This window comes from Flexithrix dorotheae DSM 6795, from assembly GCF_000379765.1.
Classification (GTDB): domain Bacteria; phylum Bacteroidota; class Bacteroidia; order Cytophagales; family Flammeovirgaceae; genus Flexithrix; species Flexithrix dorotheae.
Genome location: NZ_KB903430.1, coordinates 803,035 through 821,209, shown reverse-complemented (window position 1 = coordinate 821,209; position 18,175 = coordinate 803,035). Strand labels below are relative to the sequence as shown.

Below are 18,175 nucleotides of genomic sequence, written 5' to 3'. Positions count from 1 at the left end.
AAAAATAAAAAATGCTAAGATTATCACCAAAACAAAGAATTGATGATTCGGTTTACCAACAAAAACTGAATTCGATGAAGGTGCTTCAAACACCTGGTGGAACAAAAAATCTTTCCAGAACTTTGGGGATTTTGTTGTTTTTAGCCCTTATCATTTTATTTCTTCCCTGGCAACAAAATATCCGCTCGGAGGGAGAACTTACAGCTCTTTCCCCTTCAGACAGACCTCAAACCGTAGAAACTGCTATAGCCGGGAGGATTGTGGACTGGAGAGTTTCTGAAGGTCAATTTGTGGGAAAGGGAGATACGCTTGTCCAAATTGCAGAAATCAAGGATAAGTATTTTGATCCCCAATTGTTGACCAGACTACAGGAACAGGTAAATGCTAAAAAGGGAGTAATTGACAATAAGAAGGGAAAAGTGGATGCCTTAAACAGGCAAATTAATGCTCTCAAAGCCGGGTTGACACTTAAGCTTTCCCAAACGGAGAAAAAGATTATCCAGAAGAAATTGAAAATTGAAATGGATAGTAACGACCTGGTGGCGGTAAAAACTTTGGTTGGAGTGGCTCAAAGGCAGGTTGGTATGTATCAGAATTTATATGATAGCGGGTTGGTAGCCCTTACCAAACTGGAGAGTGCGCAAATTAAAGTGCAGGAAGCCAAGGCCAAAGTGGTAAGTGCTCAGAATAAACTGGATGCCTCCCGTAATGATTACCTGATTGAAGTGATCAATTTGAGTACCATTGAGGCAGAAGCATTTGATAAAATTTCCAAAGCCGAATCGGATAAAAGTGCCACACTGGCCGAGATATCTGACTCAGAAGCGTCCCTTGCTAAACTAACAAATGAATTGGCCAATATGACCATAAGGAACCAACAATATAATATTGTGGCACCACAAGATGGCTTTATTGTGAAAGCCCTGAAAAGTGGTATTGGGGAAACAGTTAAAGAACAGGAAGCGCTATTAACCATTATGCCAAATGAACCTGAATTGGCTGTAGCACTTTATGTAAAGGCGATGGACGTCCCCCTGTTACAAAAAAACAGGCATGTTCGGCTTCAGTTTGACGGATGGCCGGTAATCCAATTTTCAGGGTGGCCTAGTGTTTCGGTGGGTACCTTTGGAGGAAAAGTGCAGGTGATTGACCGGGTGGATAGCAAAGGTAAAGGAGGAAAATACAGGGTTCTTATTACGCCAGATAAAATAGAAGGAGATGAGGAATGGCCTGAGCAGTTGAGATTAGGTTCGGGGGTGAGAGGCTGGGTAATGCTGGATGATGTGCCTGTTTATTATGAATTATGGCGACAGTTGAATGGTTTCCCACCAACAATTACCCCATATACTGAAGGAACAGAAAAAGGGGAAGCTGATCAAAAAGCATTGAAATATTTGTAATGAATGGCTGAACTGAATTTGAAATGCCGTGAAAGATTAAAGTGATTTTTAAAATGTTTGTACATAAATTCAATTTTACCATTTCGGCTAGTGCTGTAAGTCACAGGATTCTATTGGGAATTTTCCTCATGAGCTTTGGTTTTCAGATAAATGCCAATCCTTTTAACGAACCTGACAGCCTTGTGCTTCAGATTGATGATTTGTTTTCCCAAATCCTTACTTATCATCCTGTAGCCAAACAGGCCGATTTATTATCGGAAAATGCCCGGCAACAAATCCGTTTAGCCAGAGGAGGTTTTGATCCTAAATTGTCTTCTGATTATGATACAAAGCAATTCAAAGGGAAAGATTATTACGCCTTATGGAAGTCTGAGTTAAAAGTGCCGGTATGGATTGGGGGAATTGATTTAAAAGCCGGATATGAGAAAAATACAGGCGAGTATCTTAATCCACAGAATGATACGGATAGTGGCCAGGGTCTGGCTTTTGCCGGAATATCTGTCCCTATAGGTCAGGGTTTATTTATTGATCAGCGAAGGGCTGCAATGAAGCAGGCGGAGATCTTTGAAAGTCTTGCTGAAGCAGAAAAAGTGAAAATGATCAACAAATTACTTTTGGAAGTGGCGAAAGATTATTGGTCCTGGTACTTTAGTTATCATAAATACCGGTTATTTCAGAATGGTTACGAACTGGCTCTTTTCCGGTTTAATGCGGTTAAAATCAGGGTGAGGCAGGGAGACCTGGCCAGGCTGGATTCAGTAGAAGCCATGATAACCATGCAACAAAGGGAAATCGATTTACAGAATGCCTCAGTGGAACTCCAAAATTCCAGACTGATTTTGTCCAATCATATTTGGGGACCAGAAGATGTTCCATTGGAATTATCGGATACTTTCGTGCCCACGCCTAATCTACCAGAATCTTTTTCCGAAGCTCCTATTGAGGATTTATACGAGTTTGCCAGAAATAACCATCCGGAAATCCAGAAGATCAGGCTGAAAATTGAAGGACTTAGTATTGATGAAAAGCTGGCCAAAGAAATGCTTAAACCAACACTTAATCTAAATTATAATTTTTTAAGCCGAAGTGGAGCGCCTGTAGAATCAGCCAGGTTTAGTGAGGATTATAAATTTGGTGTGGCTTTTAATATGCCTGTTTTTCTGAGAAAGGAAAGGGCAAAGGTGAAACAAACAGGGATAAAAATAGAACAGACAAACCTGGAAAGGATTCGACTGGAAAGGAAAATTCTAAATGATTTATACGTAGTTTACAACGACATGTTAAACCTGGAAAAAACTTTGGAGATGCAGGAACAAATGGTGAATAATTATAGAAAAATGCTTTCCGGGGAGCGTCAGAAGTTTTTTAATGGGGAAAGTTCTGTGTTTTATGTAAATGTGCGGGAAGGAAAATTGATTGAGGCTGAAGTTAAATTATATGATATGCAACACAAATATGCCAAGTCTCAAGCTACATTGCGTTGGGCTGCAGGTTTGGGAATGTGATTTTATTTCAGCTGTGCGCTTAAGGTTTTAGCAGGCTTTTCCTTTCCAATATTTTTACAATCGGTAATAAACTTCACCAGGTAATAATTGTATGGAGCTGGAAATCTATGAGAGATCACTTTCCTTACGGAGAGTTCCTGATAACATTCTTCTTCGCAGATATTAAATATAGCCTGCTTGCTTTCAATGTGGTCGATCTGACCGTTTTTGTAACCCACAAGGTAACTGCCACAAAACATTCCCAGACTAAATAAAAAAAAGAGTAGTTGTTTTTTCATGTCCTCTAAACGGCTGGTTGGCTGGAGGATTACCTGCATTTGCATCAGGATAACTACTGATGTAATTTTTATTGCTTTTCGGTTAACTTCTCTACTTTTGTTGGATTAATGAAATATCAAATATTTATTGTTTCCCCTTCTTTAAGAATGGTGGAGGTGAAAACCAGGAAGTTTTAAATTGTATTATTTCCCTGATGATTACGCTGTTTATACGGTTAACAATTGTTAATTCTTCTTTTTAATTACCTGCTCCACATCTGTTCGATAAAAAAATGAAAGAGAAAGAAAAGATTTATTTAGTTAAAAAAAATGAATCCGGAACCACTGGAGAATTGAATCATTTATCGTGGGAAAAAGCTGAAATCCTAAGTGAGTTTATTTATCCCTGGCAATCAGGGCAACCTCCAAAAATAGAATTCCGGGCCCTTTGGGATGAAGAAAGGTTTTATTTTCATTTTTTGGTGAAAGACCACAACATTTTGGTGAAGAATACCAGTTCTGATAAAATGGAGGTGATTTATTCAGATCGGGTAGAGATTTTTTTTAAACGGGATGATCAGATGAAACCCTATTATTGTTTGGAAATGGATCCGGAAAGCAAAGTATTGGATTATATAGGGGATTTCTACAGAGATTTTGATTTTGCCTGGGGCTGGCCTGGTAAAAATAACCTGAATGTGGCTGGGAAAATAAAATCAGATGGCTATGAGGTTGCCGGGAGTATATCGATGGCTTCTTTGAAAAAACTTGGTCTTTTGGAGGATGGGAAATTAAAAGCAGGGCTTTTTAGAGGTCGGTGCTTAGAGATAAAAGAGCCGGAATCTGTAATGGAATGGATAAGCTGGGTTGACCCTCAAACTTCGGAACCGGATTTCCATGTCCCCACTTCCTTTGGCATATTAAAGTTGCATGGTTATTCAATATAAGGATTCCATTAATTCCAGAGTAAGCAAATCAATTTTTTCCATAATTGGGTTAAAACCCGAAATATTAGATAGTATAATTACACCTTTTTGGTTTTCCACATCCATTAACATGGCGGCTTTATAACCTGCAGTAGCCCCATTATGCCAATACCATTCCCTTTCATTGCCACTTTTCATTATATGCCAGCCAAGTGCTACATCCATTTCTTTGGAAATACTGAACGTTTTTGTCCTCTGAAAATCCAGCACATAGTCGTGGGAAAAATTTGCTAATACAAAATTGGACAGATCTTCAGCGGTGGACAATATTCCCCCTGAGGCCAACATGGCGTTGAAATGGGCTGGGGGAACAATAAAACCTTTTTTGTCCCGCCCTTTTGCCAGTTTCCCGGAATAGTATTTCTCTCCAAGGGCTGAATTTGGCATGTGGTAGATGGCAAATATTTCCTCCTCCATCATTCTCTTGTATGACTTCCCGGTGCTTTTTGCGAGCAAATACCCTAAAATTCCCACGCCCAGGTTTGAGTATTCATATTTTTCTCCTGGTGGAAATTTCAATTTCATTTTATGTTTTAAATAATCTTCCAGCTGGGTTTTGCCAAAAACTGCATATGGATCTTCAATTTTGTAATAGGGTAATTTTACTAAATTTGGAGGATGGTTGGGCAATCCTGAAGTATGATTAGCCAGAGAAAGGAAGGTAATTTCTTTTCCCCCTTTTTGTGTTTGTTTGGGGGAGAAGTCCAGGTATTGGGTAATGGAATCTTCCAGCTTTACCACGCCCCCAATGACCAGGCTGGCAAAAAGTGTAGAGGTAAACACTTTTGTAATCGCTCCGATTTCAAAAAGGTAATTCTTGTTTTGGCAGTAAATTATGGTGTCATTTTCCAGCTTCAATCCTATAAAATTCACAGAATCTTCTTTAATTGTAGCTATGCAAAGTTCGGTTTTAGCGGGAAAATCGCTGATATTTTCCAATATGATTTTAGTCTGCAAAGGAGTAGCTTCTGCTCCGTGGAGGGGGGCTTGCTGCGCCATTGAAGGAGTAATGAATAAGAGTAAAAGAAAATATAAACTTCCTTGTATATTTTTTATAAAATAGAATTTTCCCATCATCTGATAATTTCTAATGCGTAGAATGAAGAGACAGACAGATAGTAAAAATTAAAAAATCGGAGTTTAAGGATGATTTTCCATTAATTTAATTAATTCTGATTGTATTTCTTGCTAAAAACTTAGATTTGTTGTGTGTTTAATGTTTTTGCCTGCAACTTTTAAAGCTGAATTTTTTATTGAAACCCATGAATATTCCTTTTTTTTCTTTTGATAAAATGCATTTGGATTGCAAAGAGGAGATCAGGGAAGAAATAGGAAAAGTGATTGATTCCAACTGGTATATTCTTGGGGAAAGACTATTTGAATTTGAACAGAAATTTGCCGAATTTTCGGAAACCAAATTTGCTTTGGGTGTCGGAAATGGTATGGATGCTTTATTACTTTCCCTATTAGCTTTGGAAATTGGAAAAGGAGATGAAGTAATCGTTCCTGCCCATACTTTTATAGCCACCTTCATGGCTGTTTCCCAGACAGGTGCAAAGCCTGTTCCTGTAGATGTGGATTCTGAAACGGGCAATATTAATCCTTATCTGATAGAAAAATCCATTACGGGAAAAACTAAAGCGATTATTCCAGTGCATTTATATGGAAATCCATGCAAAATGGATGAAATTATGGCAGTGGCAAAAAGGAATAATTTAAAGATAATAGAAGATAATGCACAGACGGTAGGCGGAACTTATAATGGGAGAAAAACCGGTAGTTTTGGAGATGTAAATGCCACTAGTTTTTACCCCATTAAAAACCTGGGAGCCTTTGGAGATGCCGGGGCAATTACTACCAATTCTCAGGAAATTTATGAAAAAGTTGTCCGGTTAAGGAATTACGGGTCGAGTGAAAAGTATGTGCATGATGAGGTAGGCGTAAATTCCCGAATGGACGAGATGCAGGCTGCAGTTTTATTAGTGAAATTAAAATATTTGGAGAAATGGAATGAGGAAAGACTCCATATGGCCAATATTTATCGGGAGGGACTTTCAGAAATAAGTGACTTGAATGTAATTTGGGAATCCACCTTACAGAAAAGTGTTCATCATGTCTTTGCAATTCAAACTCCCCGAAGAAATGAATTACAGCAGTTTATGGGAAAGCATGGCATTCAAACTTTAATCCATTACCCCATCCCACCACACTTACAAAAAGCCTATGCTAACCTTGGATATAAAAAAGGCAACTTCCCCATTACTGAAGAAATTGCCAATACTGAATTAAGTCTCCCTGTATATCCTGGTTTGAAAAGATCAGAACAGGATTATATTATAGAAATTATCTGGCGATTTTTTAAAGAAAATTGAAAACTTTAAGGCAAATCGAAATGGCCTAAGCATTGATTTGTCTTAAAACCCTGATAAAAGGGGAATATATTCCTCAAAAAAAAGTACTATTGTTTAACTTTTCTCCTTTTCCAAAGTTTGTTGCCATTTCCATGCACTCGCCATCATTTCATCAAGACCAATTTTAGTTTTCCAACCCAAGTGTTTCTCTGCTTTTCCACTGTTACTATAAATGGCTTCCACATCTCCAGGTCTTTTCGGTCCTAATTCATAGTTTAATTTCTGCCCAGTTACTTTTTCAAAAGCTTTTATCACTTCCAAAACAGTCACACCATCACCCGTACCCAGATTAAATATCTCAAATTTATCCGTATTTTTCCCGTCTTTCAAGTATTGAAGGGCTTTGATATGCGCATCGGCAATATCAGTTACATGGATATAATCTCTAATACAAGAGCCATCTCTGGTGTTATAATCATCTCCAAATACAGTGAGTTTTGGAATAATTCCCACTGCTGTTTGAGTAATAACAGGAACCAGGTTGCTGGGCTTATTGATCGGATTTTCTCCAATTAATCCTGTTTTATCAGCTCCTACAGGATTAAAATACCGAAGAGCAATGGCATTTATATTATTCACATGAATAATGTTTTCAATAATTTCTTCACCTATCTTTTTGGTATGGGCGTAAGGAGATTCAGTTTTGCTCAAAGGCGTATTTTCGTCTACGGGAAGTTGAGCCACATTTCCATAAAGGGAACATGAAGAAGAGAAAATAAAATTATTTACCTCGTTTCGTTGGCAGGCATTTAGAATGCTGAGCAGGGAATTCATGTTATTTTCATAATACCACATGGGTTTCTGAACTGATTCTCCCACAGCTTTCAGGGCTGCGAAATGAATAACTCCAAGGATGTCCTGATTTTCTTCGAAAATCTTTAAAGTTGCCTTTTTATCTGTAAGGTCAACATTATAATTTTTCACTTTTACACCTGTGATTTTTTCAATCCTTTCCATGGTATCAGGTGAGGAATTGAGGCAGTTATCAACAGATATTACCTTAAACTCTGTGTTTCTAAGGATTTCAATAATGGTGTGTGAGCCAATGTATCCACATCCTCCGGTTACTAAAATTGTGTTTTTCTCCATCTATTTAGGCGTGTTTTTAAAATTTTTTAGGAAGGTTTTAAAGGTGATCAGAAACTAATAATCTTTGGCAATTTTAAAGGGTTTATGATTAAAACCAAAATCCCATCTACAAGAGATGATAACAAAGATAAAGTTTTGGGATTTTCCTGTTTTAATCTTTCCGTAAATAAATTATATCCATTACTAGTTGTTAACAATATTGAGGGGCTTTTGAGGTTTGAGATTTAGCAACAAAAAATTTAAAAACAGAAACCCGAAATTGTAAATTGCCAGACTGGAATGATAAATATTACAAAAATTTTCAAACTTGGTTTAGAAAAATCCCAGCCTAGATATTTAAGACATAAAATTACATTAACTAATAATGCTGCATTTTTTATCTCGACTTGTATCGCTTTCCCATTTTTCATTCTTTCATATATTTTCTTGCCTAACATTGCATCAATTCCTTTGATAGGAACATTCCTTGCTTTAGGGGTTTTATTACTCAATTATTTAGGGCTTAATAATCTTTCCAGAGTTGTAATTTCTATTCTACCAACGCTTCTGGCCACAGTTTACCATGGCTATTTGGCCAAAGATGGAGACCCATGGGTAATTGGGATGACATTGTTCCAGGTCACTTTTTCCTTTTTCCCCATAGTAATTTTTGACCTTAAAGAAAGGGTATTGCTTTTGGGTTGCCTCCTTTTTAATTTTATACAGATTCTGTTTTTCGATTCTATTAATGCTATGCTGGAAACTCCGGTTGACGACTACCAGTTTAGAGAAGGGTTTGTAGGGACAATAGCCATTATTTTATCTTGTTTGATGGTGTATTTTATGGTCTATATTTTGACTTTACATAATAAAAAGTCAGAAACCAAAACCTCCAAAATTCTAAAAGAAATGGAGGAAAAGACCAGGAAATTATTAGATTCTGAGGAAGAACTAAAAAATTCTATTGCTACGCTTGATAAGAATAAAATAGCAGATCAAAAAAGAAACTGGGTTACAGAAGGAATTGCTGAGTTCTCCAACTTGCTAAGAAATACTCAAAGCAGTGAAACCTACGATCAATTACTATCCGGATTAATAAATTACATTGGAGCAAATCAGGGTGGTTTATTTATCGTGAATGACGGAAATGAAACTTCTGAGGTAAGTCTGGAATTGGTTTCCTGTTATGCTTACGACCGTAAAAAATTTGTGGAAGAAAAGTTTGAACCAGGGGAAGGACTTTTAGGGCAGGCTTATTTGGAAAAAGAACCCATACTACTGACAGAAGTTCCAAATGATTTTGTGTCCATTACTTCCGGTTTGGGAGAAGCACTTCCAAGTTGCCTGTTAATCATTCCCTTTAAATTTAATGAAGAAGTTGCGGGAATCTTGGAGCTGGCTTCCTTTACTGTGTTTGAAGATTATCAGGTTGAATTTGTGGAAAAGCTTGGAGAAAACATTGCTTCATTCATTGTAAGTGCAAGGGTAAATGAAAAAACTAAATTATTACTACAGGAATCTCAGGAAAATGCCGAAATGTTCAGGGCTCAGGAAGAAGAAGTAAGGCAGAATATGGAGGAGCTGCAGGCCACTCAGGAGGATATGCAACGGGTCCAAAAAGATCTTAAAGCCAAGGAGCAAGAAAATGAAAGAGCCTTATCTGAACTGGAAAAAATAAAAGGAAATCTTGAGACAGAACTTTCAAAAAGAACCAAGGAGATTGCTTTAGAGAAGGAGAAAATGGACATTTTCTTTAACAACTACTCCAATACTATTCTGTTTTTTGATAAAGCAGGGAAGATATCCCAGGTGAATCCAATATTTGAAAAGATGTTTGGGTATAAAGTTACAGAAATTGAGAAATTAAATATTGAAGATCTCTTTTTCCACAAAGATGAGAAGAAAATTTTAGGGGAATTGGACGGATTAAATCAGGAAAAGAATAAAACTGTAAATGGTTTTTTCGGAAAAAGCAAAATGTACGGCTTTCAGTTTCCGGTTGAAATAACACTTTGTGTAGGAAATATTCATGGGGAGGAAATCATTACAGCCATTGTAGGAGATATTTCTAAAAAATTGAAGCAGGAGGAACAAATGAAGAAAAACCTCATAGCCCTTCAGGAAGCCCAAAGGAAAAACATGGCCAGCCAGCAGGAAGTTTTAAAATTGAAAAAGGAATTGGCAGAAAAAGCTAATTAATTTAATTGATGTTAATATCTAAACTATTCAAATCTTAAATAAATAATCTAAAATTAATGGAATCAAAAACACTTGTAGCCCAAAACTGGAAATTAGACCTAAATCATACGGATATCAATTTTAAGGTAGGGCACCTTGGAATAGCTTTTATAAGTGGGAATTTCTCTGAGTTTGAGGGAAAGTTGGAATTGGTGGAAGAGTCAAGTTTTGAAAATGCCAGAGTCTCTTTTAGTTTAAGTACCGATAGTCTTAATACAGGAAACGATATGAGGGACAACCACCTTAAAACCCCAGAGTTCTTTGATGCCTTTTCTTATCCTTCCATTACATTCGAAAGTACCGCCTTCTATAAAACTGAAGGAGATACTTATAAGTTAATTGGTAATTTAACCATTAGGGATCAATGTAGAGAAATAGAGTTAACAGCACTGTACAAAGGAGGGGCAACAGATTTATGGGGAAATAACATTGTGGTATTTCATATAAAAGGAGAGATTGATAGGTTGGACTTTGGCATTGAGTGGAATCAAAAACTGGAGTCTGGAATTCCTGTAGTAGGGAAAACAGTGGAATTCGATATGAATATTGAGTTAGTTCCTGATCAGGAATAATGGATAATTTTTGAAAAGCCATCGCTAAAACCGATGGCTTTTTTGTTTTCAAATAGAGATTCACCTTAATTCAAAATGAACAACTACAACACTGAACTCAGCATAAAACAATGGGCTGAGGAAGATAGGCCCAGAGAAAAATTATTGCTCAAAGGCAAGTCGGTACTTACTGATGCAGAATTAATTGGAATTTTAATTGGCTCAGGCACTAAATCTCTGAGTGCAGTTGATGTAGGTAAACAAATTTTAAAAAGTGCGGGAAACAACCTTAATGAACTGGCCAAATTCAGCATTAAGGACATGACAAAAATTAAGGGAATAGGAGAGGCCAAAGCCATCACCATTGTCAGTGCGCTGGAACTGGGCCGAAGAAGAAAAGTAGAAGATGCGGTGGAAAAGCCTAAAATAACCAGTGCCAACGATGCTTACCAGGCGATTAAACCACATTTGTTGGATTTGCAACACGAAGAGTTTTGGGTGATTTTGCTAAATAGAGCCAATAGAGTATTGAAATTAGAGCCTATCAGCAAAGGAGGTGTTTCGGGAACCATTGCCGATCCGAAGATAATATTTAAGGTCGCTCTTGACCATGTGGCCAGTGGCCTAATTCTGGTACATAACCATCCCTCAGGAAATCTCAACCCAAGCCAGGCTGATATAAAGCTTACCGAAAAAATGAAACAGGCCGGAAAGTTTCTGGAAATTCCGGTGTTGGATCATCTCATTTTCACCAACGACAATTATTTTAGTTTTAATGATGAAGGAATGATGTAAATGAGTATCCCCTTCGATATGGGCGCAGGCAAATTGTATGTCCTTTTTAAGTCTGAAATTTCGCTACCTTGTTACTTTTAAGCTTCTGTAGGTTGATTGGGATAAAAACTTTTGCGCAAAGTCCTTACTGATATTATAGTTTCTTAGGTACAATAGGAATTACTTGTTCCCAGGTTTTAACTTAATTGACTTCTGCTGTTTTTTTTTGAATTGAAATAGCTTTAAATTGCCTCTTTTAAGCTTTAGCATTTGGGTTGGTCTAAATATGTTCGATCAGATAAAAGCCAATATTGATAAGAAAATTTCCCTCACAGAAGAGGAGTTTCAGCGGTTTACTTCCTTTTTAAAAACCAAAAAACTGAGGAAAAAGCAGCATTTGCTTTTTGAAGGTGATAAATGTGATTTTACCGGATTTGTGAACGAGGGTTGTCTGAGAACTTATTTTTTGGATAATCATGCAAAAGAGCATATCATCAATTTTTCGTTTGAAGACTGGTGGGTAGGGGATTTGTATAGCCTGCTTACCGGTAATCCTGCCATCTATGCTATTGAGGCTTTGGAAGAAACTGAAGTGATTTTAATTGGAAAGGATGATTTAGAAAACATTTATCATGAAATTCCAAAATTCGAACGGTTTTTCCGAATACTTACCCAAAATGCCTACATTGCTTTTCAAAGAAGGGTAATGGATAATTTCAGCCAGACGGCTGAAGAAAATTATCAGGCATTATTAAAGAAATTCCCTTTCATTACCCAAAGAGTTCCCCAATACCACATTGCTGCCTACCTGGGTATAACCCCGGAATCTTTAAGCAGAATCCGCAAAGATCTGGCTCACAAACAATGATGCTTTAAAGGCATTTCCAGGAAAATTTATGGTTTTGTTCGAGCCGTTTTTAGTGGCTGATTAAGTTGCTGAGAATGAGTGAATCAGCCTATGTTTTTTCTTAACATAGATCAATCATTTTTCTTACCATGGGTCAATGAAATTGTGTGTGGGTTCAGCCTACCTTTGTATTAACAGAAAATCAAAATTTTAACCGAAAAATAAATAGTATTATGAGTAATGTAAAGGAACAGGTAAATGAGCTAAATCAAATGATTTTGGAAGGTAATATCCTTGAGGCATTTGATAAATTTTATGATGAAAGTGTAAAAATGCAGGAAAATGACCAGCCTGCTACAGAAGGAAAATCTGCCTGTAGAAAAAATGAAGAAGCTTTTGTTTCAAGTATTACAGAATTTAGAGGAGCAGAAGTGAAAAATGTAATTGCCGGGGATAATATTTCTGTGGTAGAATGGCACTTCGATTATGATCACAAAGACTGGGGAACCAGAAAATATGATCAGGTTGCAGTTCAGAACTGGAAAGATGGGAAAATCATCAACGAAAGGTTTTTCTATTCTAATTAATTTCTAAGAACTTATCTGGGAAATTCTTTTCAATAAAAATCAAATGTTCAAATTATCACTAATAAAACTTTATTTAAAATGAAAAATATCAAAAAAATCACGTCAACCTTAATTGGATTAGCATTTATATTATTTTCTTCTTTCACCACCACAAACCCTTATGAAATTGAAGCAGGGAAATGGCAGGCTGATGTGGTTCACTCAAATGTTCAGTTTACAGTAGATCACCTGGTGATTTCTGAGGTAAGTGGTTCTTTTAAAATGTTTGAAGGGGAAATGAGCGTAGGCAAAGAAGATTTTTCTGATGCCAAAGTTTCATTTACTGTAGATGTAGCCTCTGTGGATACTGATAATGAAATGAGAGACAATCACTTAAAGTCAGAAGACTTTTTTAACGCTGAAAAATTTTCCCAAATGCAGTTTGAAAGCACAGGATTTAAATCGAAAGGAAAGGGAAAATATGAAATGACAGGTAACCTTACTATAAGAGACGTAACTAAGCCTGTTACCTTTGAAGTAAAGTATGGCGGAACTGCCAAAGACGGCTATGGAAATACTAAAGCGGGTTTTAAAGCCAAAACTACTATCAATAGATTTGATTATGGACTAAAATGGAATTCACTGACTGAAGCAGGTGGTGCAGTAGTTGGAGACGAAGTAGAAATAGTTTGTAACATCCAGCTGAAAAAAGCCTGATCCATTTAGCTACAACAATTTTAATGTTTGAAGCTGTTCTGAAATTTCAGAACAGCTTTTTTTGTTTTTGAAGGTCTCAAACTTTTTGGAAAAAGTATCTTTTGGAGAATCAATTTGGTTTGGGTAATATAGCTTTATCAAATTCCATAGGCATTAAAATTTTATAAATATGGCAAAAGTAAAAGTTATAGATCTCCATTTTCTGGAAATTGAGAAAGCGATCGCCTCCTACTTGATAGAAACTACAGAAGGTCCGGTAATTATTGAAACAGGACCACATTCTTCATTAAAATATTTGGAAATGGGCCTGGCAGATCATGGTTATCAGTTGGATGAGGTCAAACATGTTTTCATTACTCATATTCATCTGGATCATGCAGGGGCAGCCTGGGCTCTGGCCAATCATGGAGCTAATATTTATTTACATCCTTTTGGGCAAAAACATATGGCGGATCCTTCCAGACTTATGGAATCGGCAAGGCGAATTTATAAAGATGATATGGACAGATTATGGGGAGAAATGAGGTCAATTTCCGAAGAGCAGCTAATTCCGGTCGAAAATGGAGCTGTAATAAAAGTAGGGGATGTTGCAGTGAAAGCATGGCATACACCAGGGCATGCAGTGCACCATATTGCCTGGCAAATTGACAAAGTCTTATTTACAGGGGATGTGGCTGGAGTGAAAATTGATACTGGAATGATACAACCTCCCTGTCCTCCACCGGATATCAATATCGAAGACTGGCAGGTTTCCATTCAATTGATGAAAGGGCTGGAGTTAGAACAGCTTTACCTGACTCATTTTGGAATTGTGGCTAATGTAAATGAACATCTGGATGAATTGGAAAAAATATTATTGGAGTGGGCGGCCTGGATAAAACCCAGATTTGAAAACAATGAAGATCCTAAAACAGTTACACCTGAATTTCAGGAATATGTCCGTCAGCAATTATTGTCTAGGGGAATTGATGAAAAAGGAATTAAACAGTACGAGGCGGCCAATCCTGCATGGATGAGTGTAGCGGGTTTATACAGGTATTGGAAAAAAAAATCAGGGTGATTTGATCACCCTTTTTAATGTTTTTTTAAAATTGTGTGCAGGCATAAGAAACGATATTAGCACCCATTTTCAGCGCTAAAGTTCTTACTTCCTCAGAATCATTGTAAATAACCTGATCTTCCCATCCGTTACCCAAATCACTCTCATAAGTATAATAACAAACTAATCTGCCTTCATAGATTATTCCAAAGCCCTGGGGAGGTTTGTTGTCATGTTCGTGCACTTTAGGAAGGCCGTTGGGGAATTCATATTTCTGGTGGTATATGGGATGATTGAAGGGCAGTTCAATAAATTCAATTTCAGGAAAAACTTTTTTCATTTCCACCCGGATGAACTGGTCCATTCCATAATTATCATCTATATGAAGAAATCCTCCTGAGATAAGGTAGTTTCTTAAATTTTCCGCTTCTTCTGCTGAAAAAACCACATTTCCATGCCCAGTCATATGAATAAATGGATATGAAAAAATTTCAATACTGCCCACTTCTACAATATCCTCTTCTGCAGCAATATTCATATTCAGGTTTTTATTGCAAAATTCTATCAGGTTGGGAAGTGATGTTTTATTGGCATACCAGTCCCCACCACCATTATATTTTAGTTTGGCAATTTTAAATGCATAATTCTGGGAAAATAAATTCCCTGAAAGCAAGGTGAATAGGGTAAGGTAAATAAAAAATATTTGCGGTCTCATAGTAAGTTTAAATTTCCTAAAGAATTATTGGCAAAGCAATTTAATTTATATTCCGAATAAATAGATAAGAACGGGTGAATTTTAAACAACTTTATTGAATCATCTTATTTAACTTCTAAAGTTGATTAATAATATTTAAAATGGAGCAGGAAAAGAAGCCTGCTGTTTCTGTTCTCAAACGGTTTTTACCCAGGCTCACAGGTTTAAACCCATTCGCCAGGGCAAGCTCCAGTTCTTCTTCAGAAAACCCTCCTTCCGGCCCAATTAATACACAATAGCTTTTCCCCTTGGAAGCCATTTTAGGAAGAGTATTCTCCGGGTTTTCAGGAACATAAGCTATAAATTTTTCCTCCTCATTTATTCCGCTCAATACATTCCTGAAATCCTGAAGTTCTGATATTTCCGGCAAAAATAAATTCCCAGATTGTTTTAAAGCACTCTGGGTAATATTATAAATCCGTGGAGTTTTTAAATGTTTTCTTTCGGAATATCTGGTTTTTATAAATGAAATTTTATCGATACCGATTTCGGTTGCTTTTTCCACAAACCATTCTATCCTGTCCATATTTTTGGTGGGAGCAATGGCAATGTGAATTTTAAATGGATTCTCATTTTGAACAAACTCCGAATGGACGATTTTGATTTTTAGTTTTTTCAGGTCATTATTCAACAACTCTCCTTGAAAAATAAATCCTTTACCATTGATTAAAGAGATTTTATCACCTGTGGAAAACCTCAATACTTTCACACAATGTCGGGATTCCTCCTGGGAAAGGGTAATTTCATTTGCGTTTTCTTCTAAATCTTCCTTGAAGAATGTGGCCATAGCTATGCTTGTGAATAATTTAATTAAATGTCAGCACTAATTTATTTAGAATAACTTCATCTTAATATTAAAATAGTACTGGTCCTTAATTCGATAAAAATTGAATTTCAAATTTCAGGTTTTCTCTGGCTTTTTCCTCATAAAGGTTTTTAAAATACCCTGAAAAGTATATTTCTTCTTTTTCCAAAAAAGATTTTAAAACCTTCTTTCTTCCTTTTTTATATAAAAAACCAGGAACATGGCGATATTCTTTCCTTATTTGGGCCATATAAATTTTATAATTTTCAGTTGGTGAACCCAAAATAGATAAATCGAGGTCGAGAAAATAAGGTAAATCGGGGTGAGGGAAAATTAATTGATGCTTATGCGTAGCCATAATGAATTGGTCAATTAATTTTAAGTCTGTCATTGGTATAAGAGACTCTTTTAACAATTCCATAGCCAAATCTGCACTTTTCTCTTCATTATCAGATTTTAGCGGATTATAAATAATATCGTGAAACCAGATGGACAATTTAAAAACAAGAGGGTTTGAAAGATACCTTTCAATTGTTCGCTCTTTTCCCAACATATCTTCAATATGGCTTTGGTTGTGATAAAACCTGTTTTTTTCAAGGAGCTTTTTTAATACAATCTTAAAAACTTCATCACTTTTAATTTCCGATGAAAAAATTTTATGCTGAATTTCCAGCCAGTAATTTTTTAAAATCTCAGACATGTTATGGAAAATCAATTTAAAATTTCTTGAAGTTTCCTGTTAAATTGTTCAAACTCTGCCAGATTGTTGTGCTTACCACCAGGAATGGTAACAAATTCTCCATTTTCCCTGAGCTTATGTGATAGCTTTACAGCAGAAGTATAGGGAATAATTTTGTCACTTGTGCCATGGAAAATATAAACCGGAACGCTGATCTTTTCAAGATAAATGTCATTCCTAAACCTAAACTTCAGCAGCAGTTTGGAAGGAAGAAAAGGAGTGTAATACTGTGCCACATCATGAATGTTGTAATAAGGAGTTTCTAACACCACTAATTTTGACTTTACTTCAGAGGCAAGTTTGCAAGCCAGGCCAGAACCCAGCGATCTCCCATAAATGATTATATTATCATACTTTTGGGAAAGATACTCATAACACATTTTAGCATCGAGATGCAGATTCTCCTCTGTAAGTTTTCCTGTGCTTTTTCCATAGGTCCTGTAGTCGGGCATGAATACATCATAGCCAAAAGGTAAAAAATCCTCAATTAATTCTCCCCATCTTTCCAGACTACCGGCATTGCCATGAAAATATAATATTACTCCTTTGGGCTGGTTGGTTTTAGCATGTAACACATTAATTACAGCGCCTTCATTACTCTCAAGATGAAGTTCTTCGAAAGGGAAATTGAAGGTGTATTTAAAGTCTGGAGCAAGTTTTTCTGGTAAAAAAATGATACGATCCTGGATGAGGAAATATACAAAACAAACTAAAATATAAACACTAATAAGTGAGATGATTATTCCAAAAATCATTTTAAAATTTAAAAGTTTAGAAATATTTCCTGAGCGCATATTTATTGAAAGCGATATGCTAACTAGATGAAAATCATAATAATAGCCTTATAAAAAAATAAAATAATTTAAGGCCGTTTAAGAATAAGAAAAATAAAAAAGACAACAAAGAGTTTAAGTAAAACAAAATTAAATTCAATTCAATCCAAAAAGGAATAGACCAATAAATTAAAGATGAGTAGAAAATTCAGTTTGTTTGAGTATTATTCCCTTATCCATCAGGAAAGTATTGTCATTTCCTACAAAGGCCCTGTTACTCCAGTGATTATGGCTGAAATAAGTTCGGATATTAGGGAGAAGTTAGCCGAAAATCCAACCGCAAGTAGAAAAGTATTTTCAGTGTTTATGGAGCTTGCACAAAACATTTTATACTATTCTGCCGAAAAAGTTAGTTTTTCAGATAGAAGGGATAGTGTGGGAATGCTCCTGGTAACAGAAACTGATGATAATTATATTTTCTCTTGTGGGAATTTGGTGAAAACAGAATTTGTAGAGGAATTGGTAGAAAGTTGCGATACCATTAACTCACTTTCAAGGGATGAGTTAAGAAAATATAAAAGAGAGCAAAGAAACAGACCACAAAAAGAAAGAAGTAAAGGAGCCGGAATAGGTTTAATTCATGTCGCAATTACCTCGGATAGCCCGTTGGAATTGGAAGTACATAATGTAAATGATGAAGTTTCGTTCTTTTCATTATCGGTAAAAATTACAAAATAAGAATTCA

Annotated in this window: 19 protein-coding genes; 12 read left to right on the top strand and 7 right to left on the bottom strand. The window is 36.2% G+C overall.

Annotated elements, in window-relative coordinates; translation table 11 throughout:
* The first annotated feature begins 11 nt into the window (after positions 1-11).
* The gene (locus tag A3EM_RS0103610) at positions 12-1,400 is read left to right on the top strand and encodes an HlyD family secretion protein (protein ID WP_020526805.1); all 1,389 of its coding nucleotides are present in this window, start codon (positions 12-14) and stop codon (positions 1,398-1,400) included.
* Between the two features lie 53 nt (positions 1,401-1,453).
* Entirely contained in the window at positions 1,454-2,905 is a 1,452-nt protein-coding gene (locus A3EM_RS41420; RefSeq protein ID WP_020526804.1) for a TolC family protein, read from the top strand.
* A 2-nt stretch (positions 2,906-2,907) separates the two neighbouring features.
* Here the strand turns inward: A3EM_RS41420 and A3EM_RS0103600 are convergent, their stop codons facing one another.
* Positions 2,908-3,183 (bottom strand): hypothetical protein, encoded by a 276-nt coding sequence (locus tag A3EM_RS0103600; protein ID WP_157637722.1) that lies wholly within the window; start codon positions 3,181-3,183, stop codon positions 2,908-2,910.
* A 272-nt stretch (positions 3,184-3,455) separates the two neighbouring features.
* Between A3EM_RS0103600 and A3EM_RS41415 the strand changes: the two genes are divergently transcribed.
* On the top strand, positions 3,456-4,109 hold the full coding sequence (locus A3EM_RS41415) for a carbohydrate-binding family 9-like protein (RefSeq protein ID WP_020526802.1): 654 nt from the start codon (positions 3,456-3,458) through the stop codon (positions 4,107-4,109).
* Here A3EM_RS41415 and A3EM_RS41410 read toward each other — a convergent pair.
* Positions 4,101-5,147: a serine hydrolase domain-containing protein gene (locus A3EM_RS41410; protein ID WP_157637721.1), complete on the bottom strand. Its 1,047-nt coding sequence runs from the start codon at positions 5,145-5,147 to the stop codon at positions 4,101-4,103. The genes A3EM_RS41415 and A3EM_RS41410 overlap by 9 nt on opposite strands.
* Positions 5,148-5,410: 263 nt before the next feature.
* Here A3EM_RS41410 and A3EM_RS0103585 point away from each other — a divergent pair, with 263 nt between their 5' ends.
* Positions 5,411-6,520, top strand: a complete 1,110-nt coding sequence (locus A3EM_RS0103585; protein ID WP_020526800.1) for a DegT/DnrJ/EryC1/StrS family aminotransferase — start codon at positions 5,411-5,413, stop codon at positions 6,518-6,520.
* Between the two features lie 93 nt (positions 6,521-6,613).
* Here A3EM_RS0103585 and galE read toward each other — a convergent pair whose 3' ends face one another.
* Complete coding sequence (gene galE / locus A3EM_RS0103580; RefSeq protein ID WP_020526799.1) at positions 6,614-7,648, bottom strand: UDP-glucose 4-epimerase GalE; 1,035 nt, start codon at positions 7,646-7,648, stop codon at positions 6,614-6,616.
* 450 nt (positions 7,649-8,098) lie between these two features.
* Between galE and A3EM_RS45480 the strand changes: the two genes are divergently transcribed.
* From A3EM_RS45480 to A3EM_RS0103530, 7 genes are all read left to right on the top strand, one after another.
* Entirely contained in the window at positions 8,099-9,826 is a 1,728-nt protein-coding gene (locus tag A3EM_RS45480) for a GAF domain-containing protein (protein ID WP_169513323.1), read from the top strand.
* Positions 9,827-9,882: 56 nt separating this feature from the next.
* Positions 9,883-10,437, top strand: a complete 555-nt coding sequence (locus A3EM_RS0103560) for a YceI family protein (RefSeq protein WP_020526795.1) — start codon at positions 9,883-9,885, stop codon at positions 10,435-10,437.
* Positions 10,438-10,512: 75 nt separating this feature from the next.
* Positions 10,513-11,211: a RadC family protein gene (radC, locus tag A3EM_RS0103555; protein ID WP_020526794.1), complete on the top strand. Its 699-nt coding sequence runs from the start codon at positions 10,513-10,515 to the stop codon at positions 11,209-11,211.
* 265 nt (positions 11,212-11,476) lie between these two features.
* Positions 11,477-12,058: a Crp/Fnr family transcriptional regulator gene (locus tag A3EM_RS0103550; protein WP_020526793.1), complete on the top strand. Its 582-nt coding sequence runs from the start codon at positions 11,477-11,479 to the stop codon at positions 12,056-12,058.
* 212 nt (positions 12,059-12,270) lie between these two features.
* Positions 12,271-12,624, top strand: a complete 354-nt coding sequence (locus A3EM_RS0103545) for a nuclear transport factor 2 family protein (protein WP_157637720.1) — start codon at positions 12,271-12,273, stop codon at positions 12,622-12,624.
* Between the two features lie 78 nt (positions 12,625-12,702).
* On the top strand, positions 12,703-13,320 hold the full coding sequence (locus tag A3EM_RS0103540; RefSeq protein ID WP_020526791.1) for a YceI family protein: 618 nt from the start codon (positions 12,703-12,705) through the stop codon (positions 13,318-13,320).
* A gap of 169 nt (positions 13,321-13,489) precedes the next feature.
* Positions 13,490-14,380 (top strand): MBL fold metallo-hydrolase, encoded by an 891-nt coding sequence (locus tag A3EM_RS0103530; protein WP_020526789.1) that lies wholly within the window; start codon positions 13,490-13,492, stop codon positions 14,378-14,380.
* Between the two features lie 25 nt (positions 14,381-14,405).
* Here A3EM_RS0103530 and A3EM_RS0103525 read toward each other — a convergent pair whose 3' ends face one another.
* The 4 genes from A3EM_RS0103525 to A3EM_RS0103510 form a co-directional block, all read right to left on the bottom strand.
* Positions 14,406-15,074: a DUF4159 domain-containing protein gene (locus tag A3EM_RS0103525; RefSeq protein WP_020526788.1), complete on the bottom strand. Its 669-nt coding sequence runs from the start codon at positions 15,072-15,074 to the stop codon at positions 14,406-14,408.
* Positions 15,075-15,189: 115 nt separating this feature from the next.
* Complete coding sequence (locus A3EM_RS0103520; RefSeq protein WP_020526787.1) at positions 15,190-15,900, bottom strand: 16S rRNA (uracil(1498)-N(3))-methyltransferase; 711 nt, start codon at positions 15,898-15,900, stop codon at positions 15,190-15,192.
* Positions 15,901-15,985: 85 nt separating this feature from the next.
* Positions 15,986-16,618 carry an HD domain-containing protein gene (locus A3EM_RS0103515; RefSeq protein WP_020526786.1) on the bottom strand — a complete coding sequence of 211 codons (633 nt, stop codon included), beginning with the start codon at positions 16,616-16,618 and terminating at the stop codon, positions 15,986-15,988.
* 11 nt (positions 16,619-16,629) lie between these two features.
* Positions 16,630-17,412 carry an alpha/beta hydrolase gene (locus tag A3EM_RS0103510; protein WP_026210080.1) on the bottom strand — a complete coding sequence of 261 codons (783 nt, stop codon included), beginning with the start codon at positions 17,410-17,412 and terminating at the stop codon, positions 16,630-16,632.
* A gap of 213 nt (positions 17,413-17,625) precedes the next feature.
* On the opposite strand from A3EM_RS0103510, the gene A3EM_RS0103505 reads away from it, so the two are divergent.
* Positions 17,626-18,168, top strand: coding sequence for a SiaB family protein kinase (locus A3EM_RS0103505; protein ID WP_020526784.1), 543 nt, complete (start codon positions 17,626-17,628; stop codon positions 18,166-18,168).
* Positions 18,169-18,175: the final 7 nt, after the last annotated feature.

Bases quoted from the DNA above. Each gene is read 5' to 3' on its own strand.
- A3EM_RS0103610 (WP_020526805.1), top strand. From the start codon at position 12: ATGCTAAGATTATCACCAAAACAAAGAATTGATGATTCGGTTTACCAA.
- A3EM_RS41420 (WP_020526804.1), top strand. From the start codon at position 1,454: ATGTTTGTACATAAATTCAATTTTACCATTTCGGCTAGTGCTGTAAGT.
- A3EM_RS0103600 (WP_157637722.1), bottom strand. From the start codon at position 3,183: ATGAAAAAACAACTACTCTTTTTTTTATTTAGTCTGGGAATGTTTTGT.
- A3EM_RS41415 (WP_020526802.1), top strand. From the start codon at position 3,456: ATGAAAGAGAAAGAAAAGATTTATTTAGTTAAAAAAAATGAATCCGGA.
- A3EM_RS41410 (WP_157637721.1), bottom strand. From the start codon at position 5,147: ATGGCGCAGCAAGCCCCCCTCCACGGAGCAGAAGCTACTCCTTTGCAG.
- A3EM_RS0103585 (WP_020526800.1), top strand. From the start codon at position 5,411: ATGAATATTCCTTTTTTTTCTTTTGATAAAATGCATTTGGATTGCAAA.
- galE (WP_020526799.1), bottom strand. From the start codon at position 7,648: ATGGAGAAAAACACAATTTTAGTAACCGGAGGATGTGGATACATTGGC.
- A3EM_RS0103560 (WP_020526795.1), top strand. From the start codon at position 9,883: ATGGAATCAAAAACACTTGTAGCCCAAAACTGGAAATTAGACCTAAAT.
- radC (WP_020526794.1), top strand. From the start codon at position 10,513: ATGAACAACTACAACACTGAACTCAGCATAAAACAATGGGCTGAGGAA.
- A3EM_RS0103550 (WP_020526793.1), top strand. From the start codon at position 11,477: ATGTTCGATCAGATAAAAGCCAATATTGATAAGAAAATTTCCCTCACA.
- A3EM_RS0103545 (WP_157637720.1), top strand. From the start codon at position 12,271: ATGAGTAATGTAAAGGAACAGGTAAATGAGCTAAATCAAATGATTTTG.
- A3EM_RS0103540 (WP_020526791.1), top strand. From the start codon at position 12,703: ATGAAAAATATCAAAAAAATCACGTCAACCTTAATTGGATTAGCATTT.
- A3EM_RS0103530 (WP_020526789.1), top strand. From the start codon at position 13,490: ATGGCAAAAGTAAAAGTTATAGATCTCCATTTTCTGGAAATTGAGAAA.
- A3EM_RS0103525 (WP_020526788.1), bottom strand. From the start codon at position 15,074: ATGAGACCGCAAATATTTTTTATTTACCTTACCCTATTCACCTTGCTT.
- A3EM_RS0103520 (WP_020526787.1), bottom strand. From the start codon at position 15,900: ATGGCCACATTCTTCAAGGAAGATTTAGAAGAAAACGCAAATGAAATT.
- A3EM_RS0103515 (WP_020526786.1), bottom strand. From the start codon at position 16,618: ATGTCTGAGATTTTAAAAAATTACTGGCTGGAAATTCAGCATAAAATT.
- A3EM_RS0103510 (WP_026210080.1), bottom strand. From the start codon at position 17,412: ATGATTTTTGGAATAATCATCTCACTTATTAGTGTTTATATTTTAGTT.
- A3EM_RS0103505 (WP_020526784.1), top strand. From the start codon at position 17,626: ATGAGTAGAAAATTCAGTTTGTTTGAGTATTATTCCCTTATCCATCAG.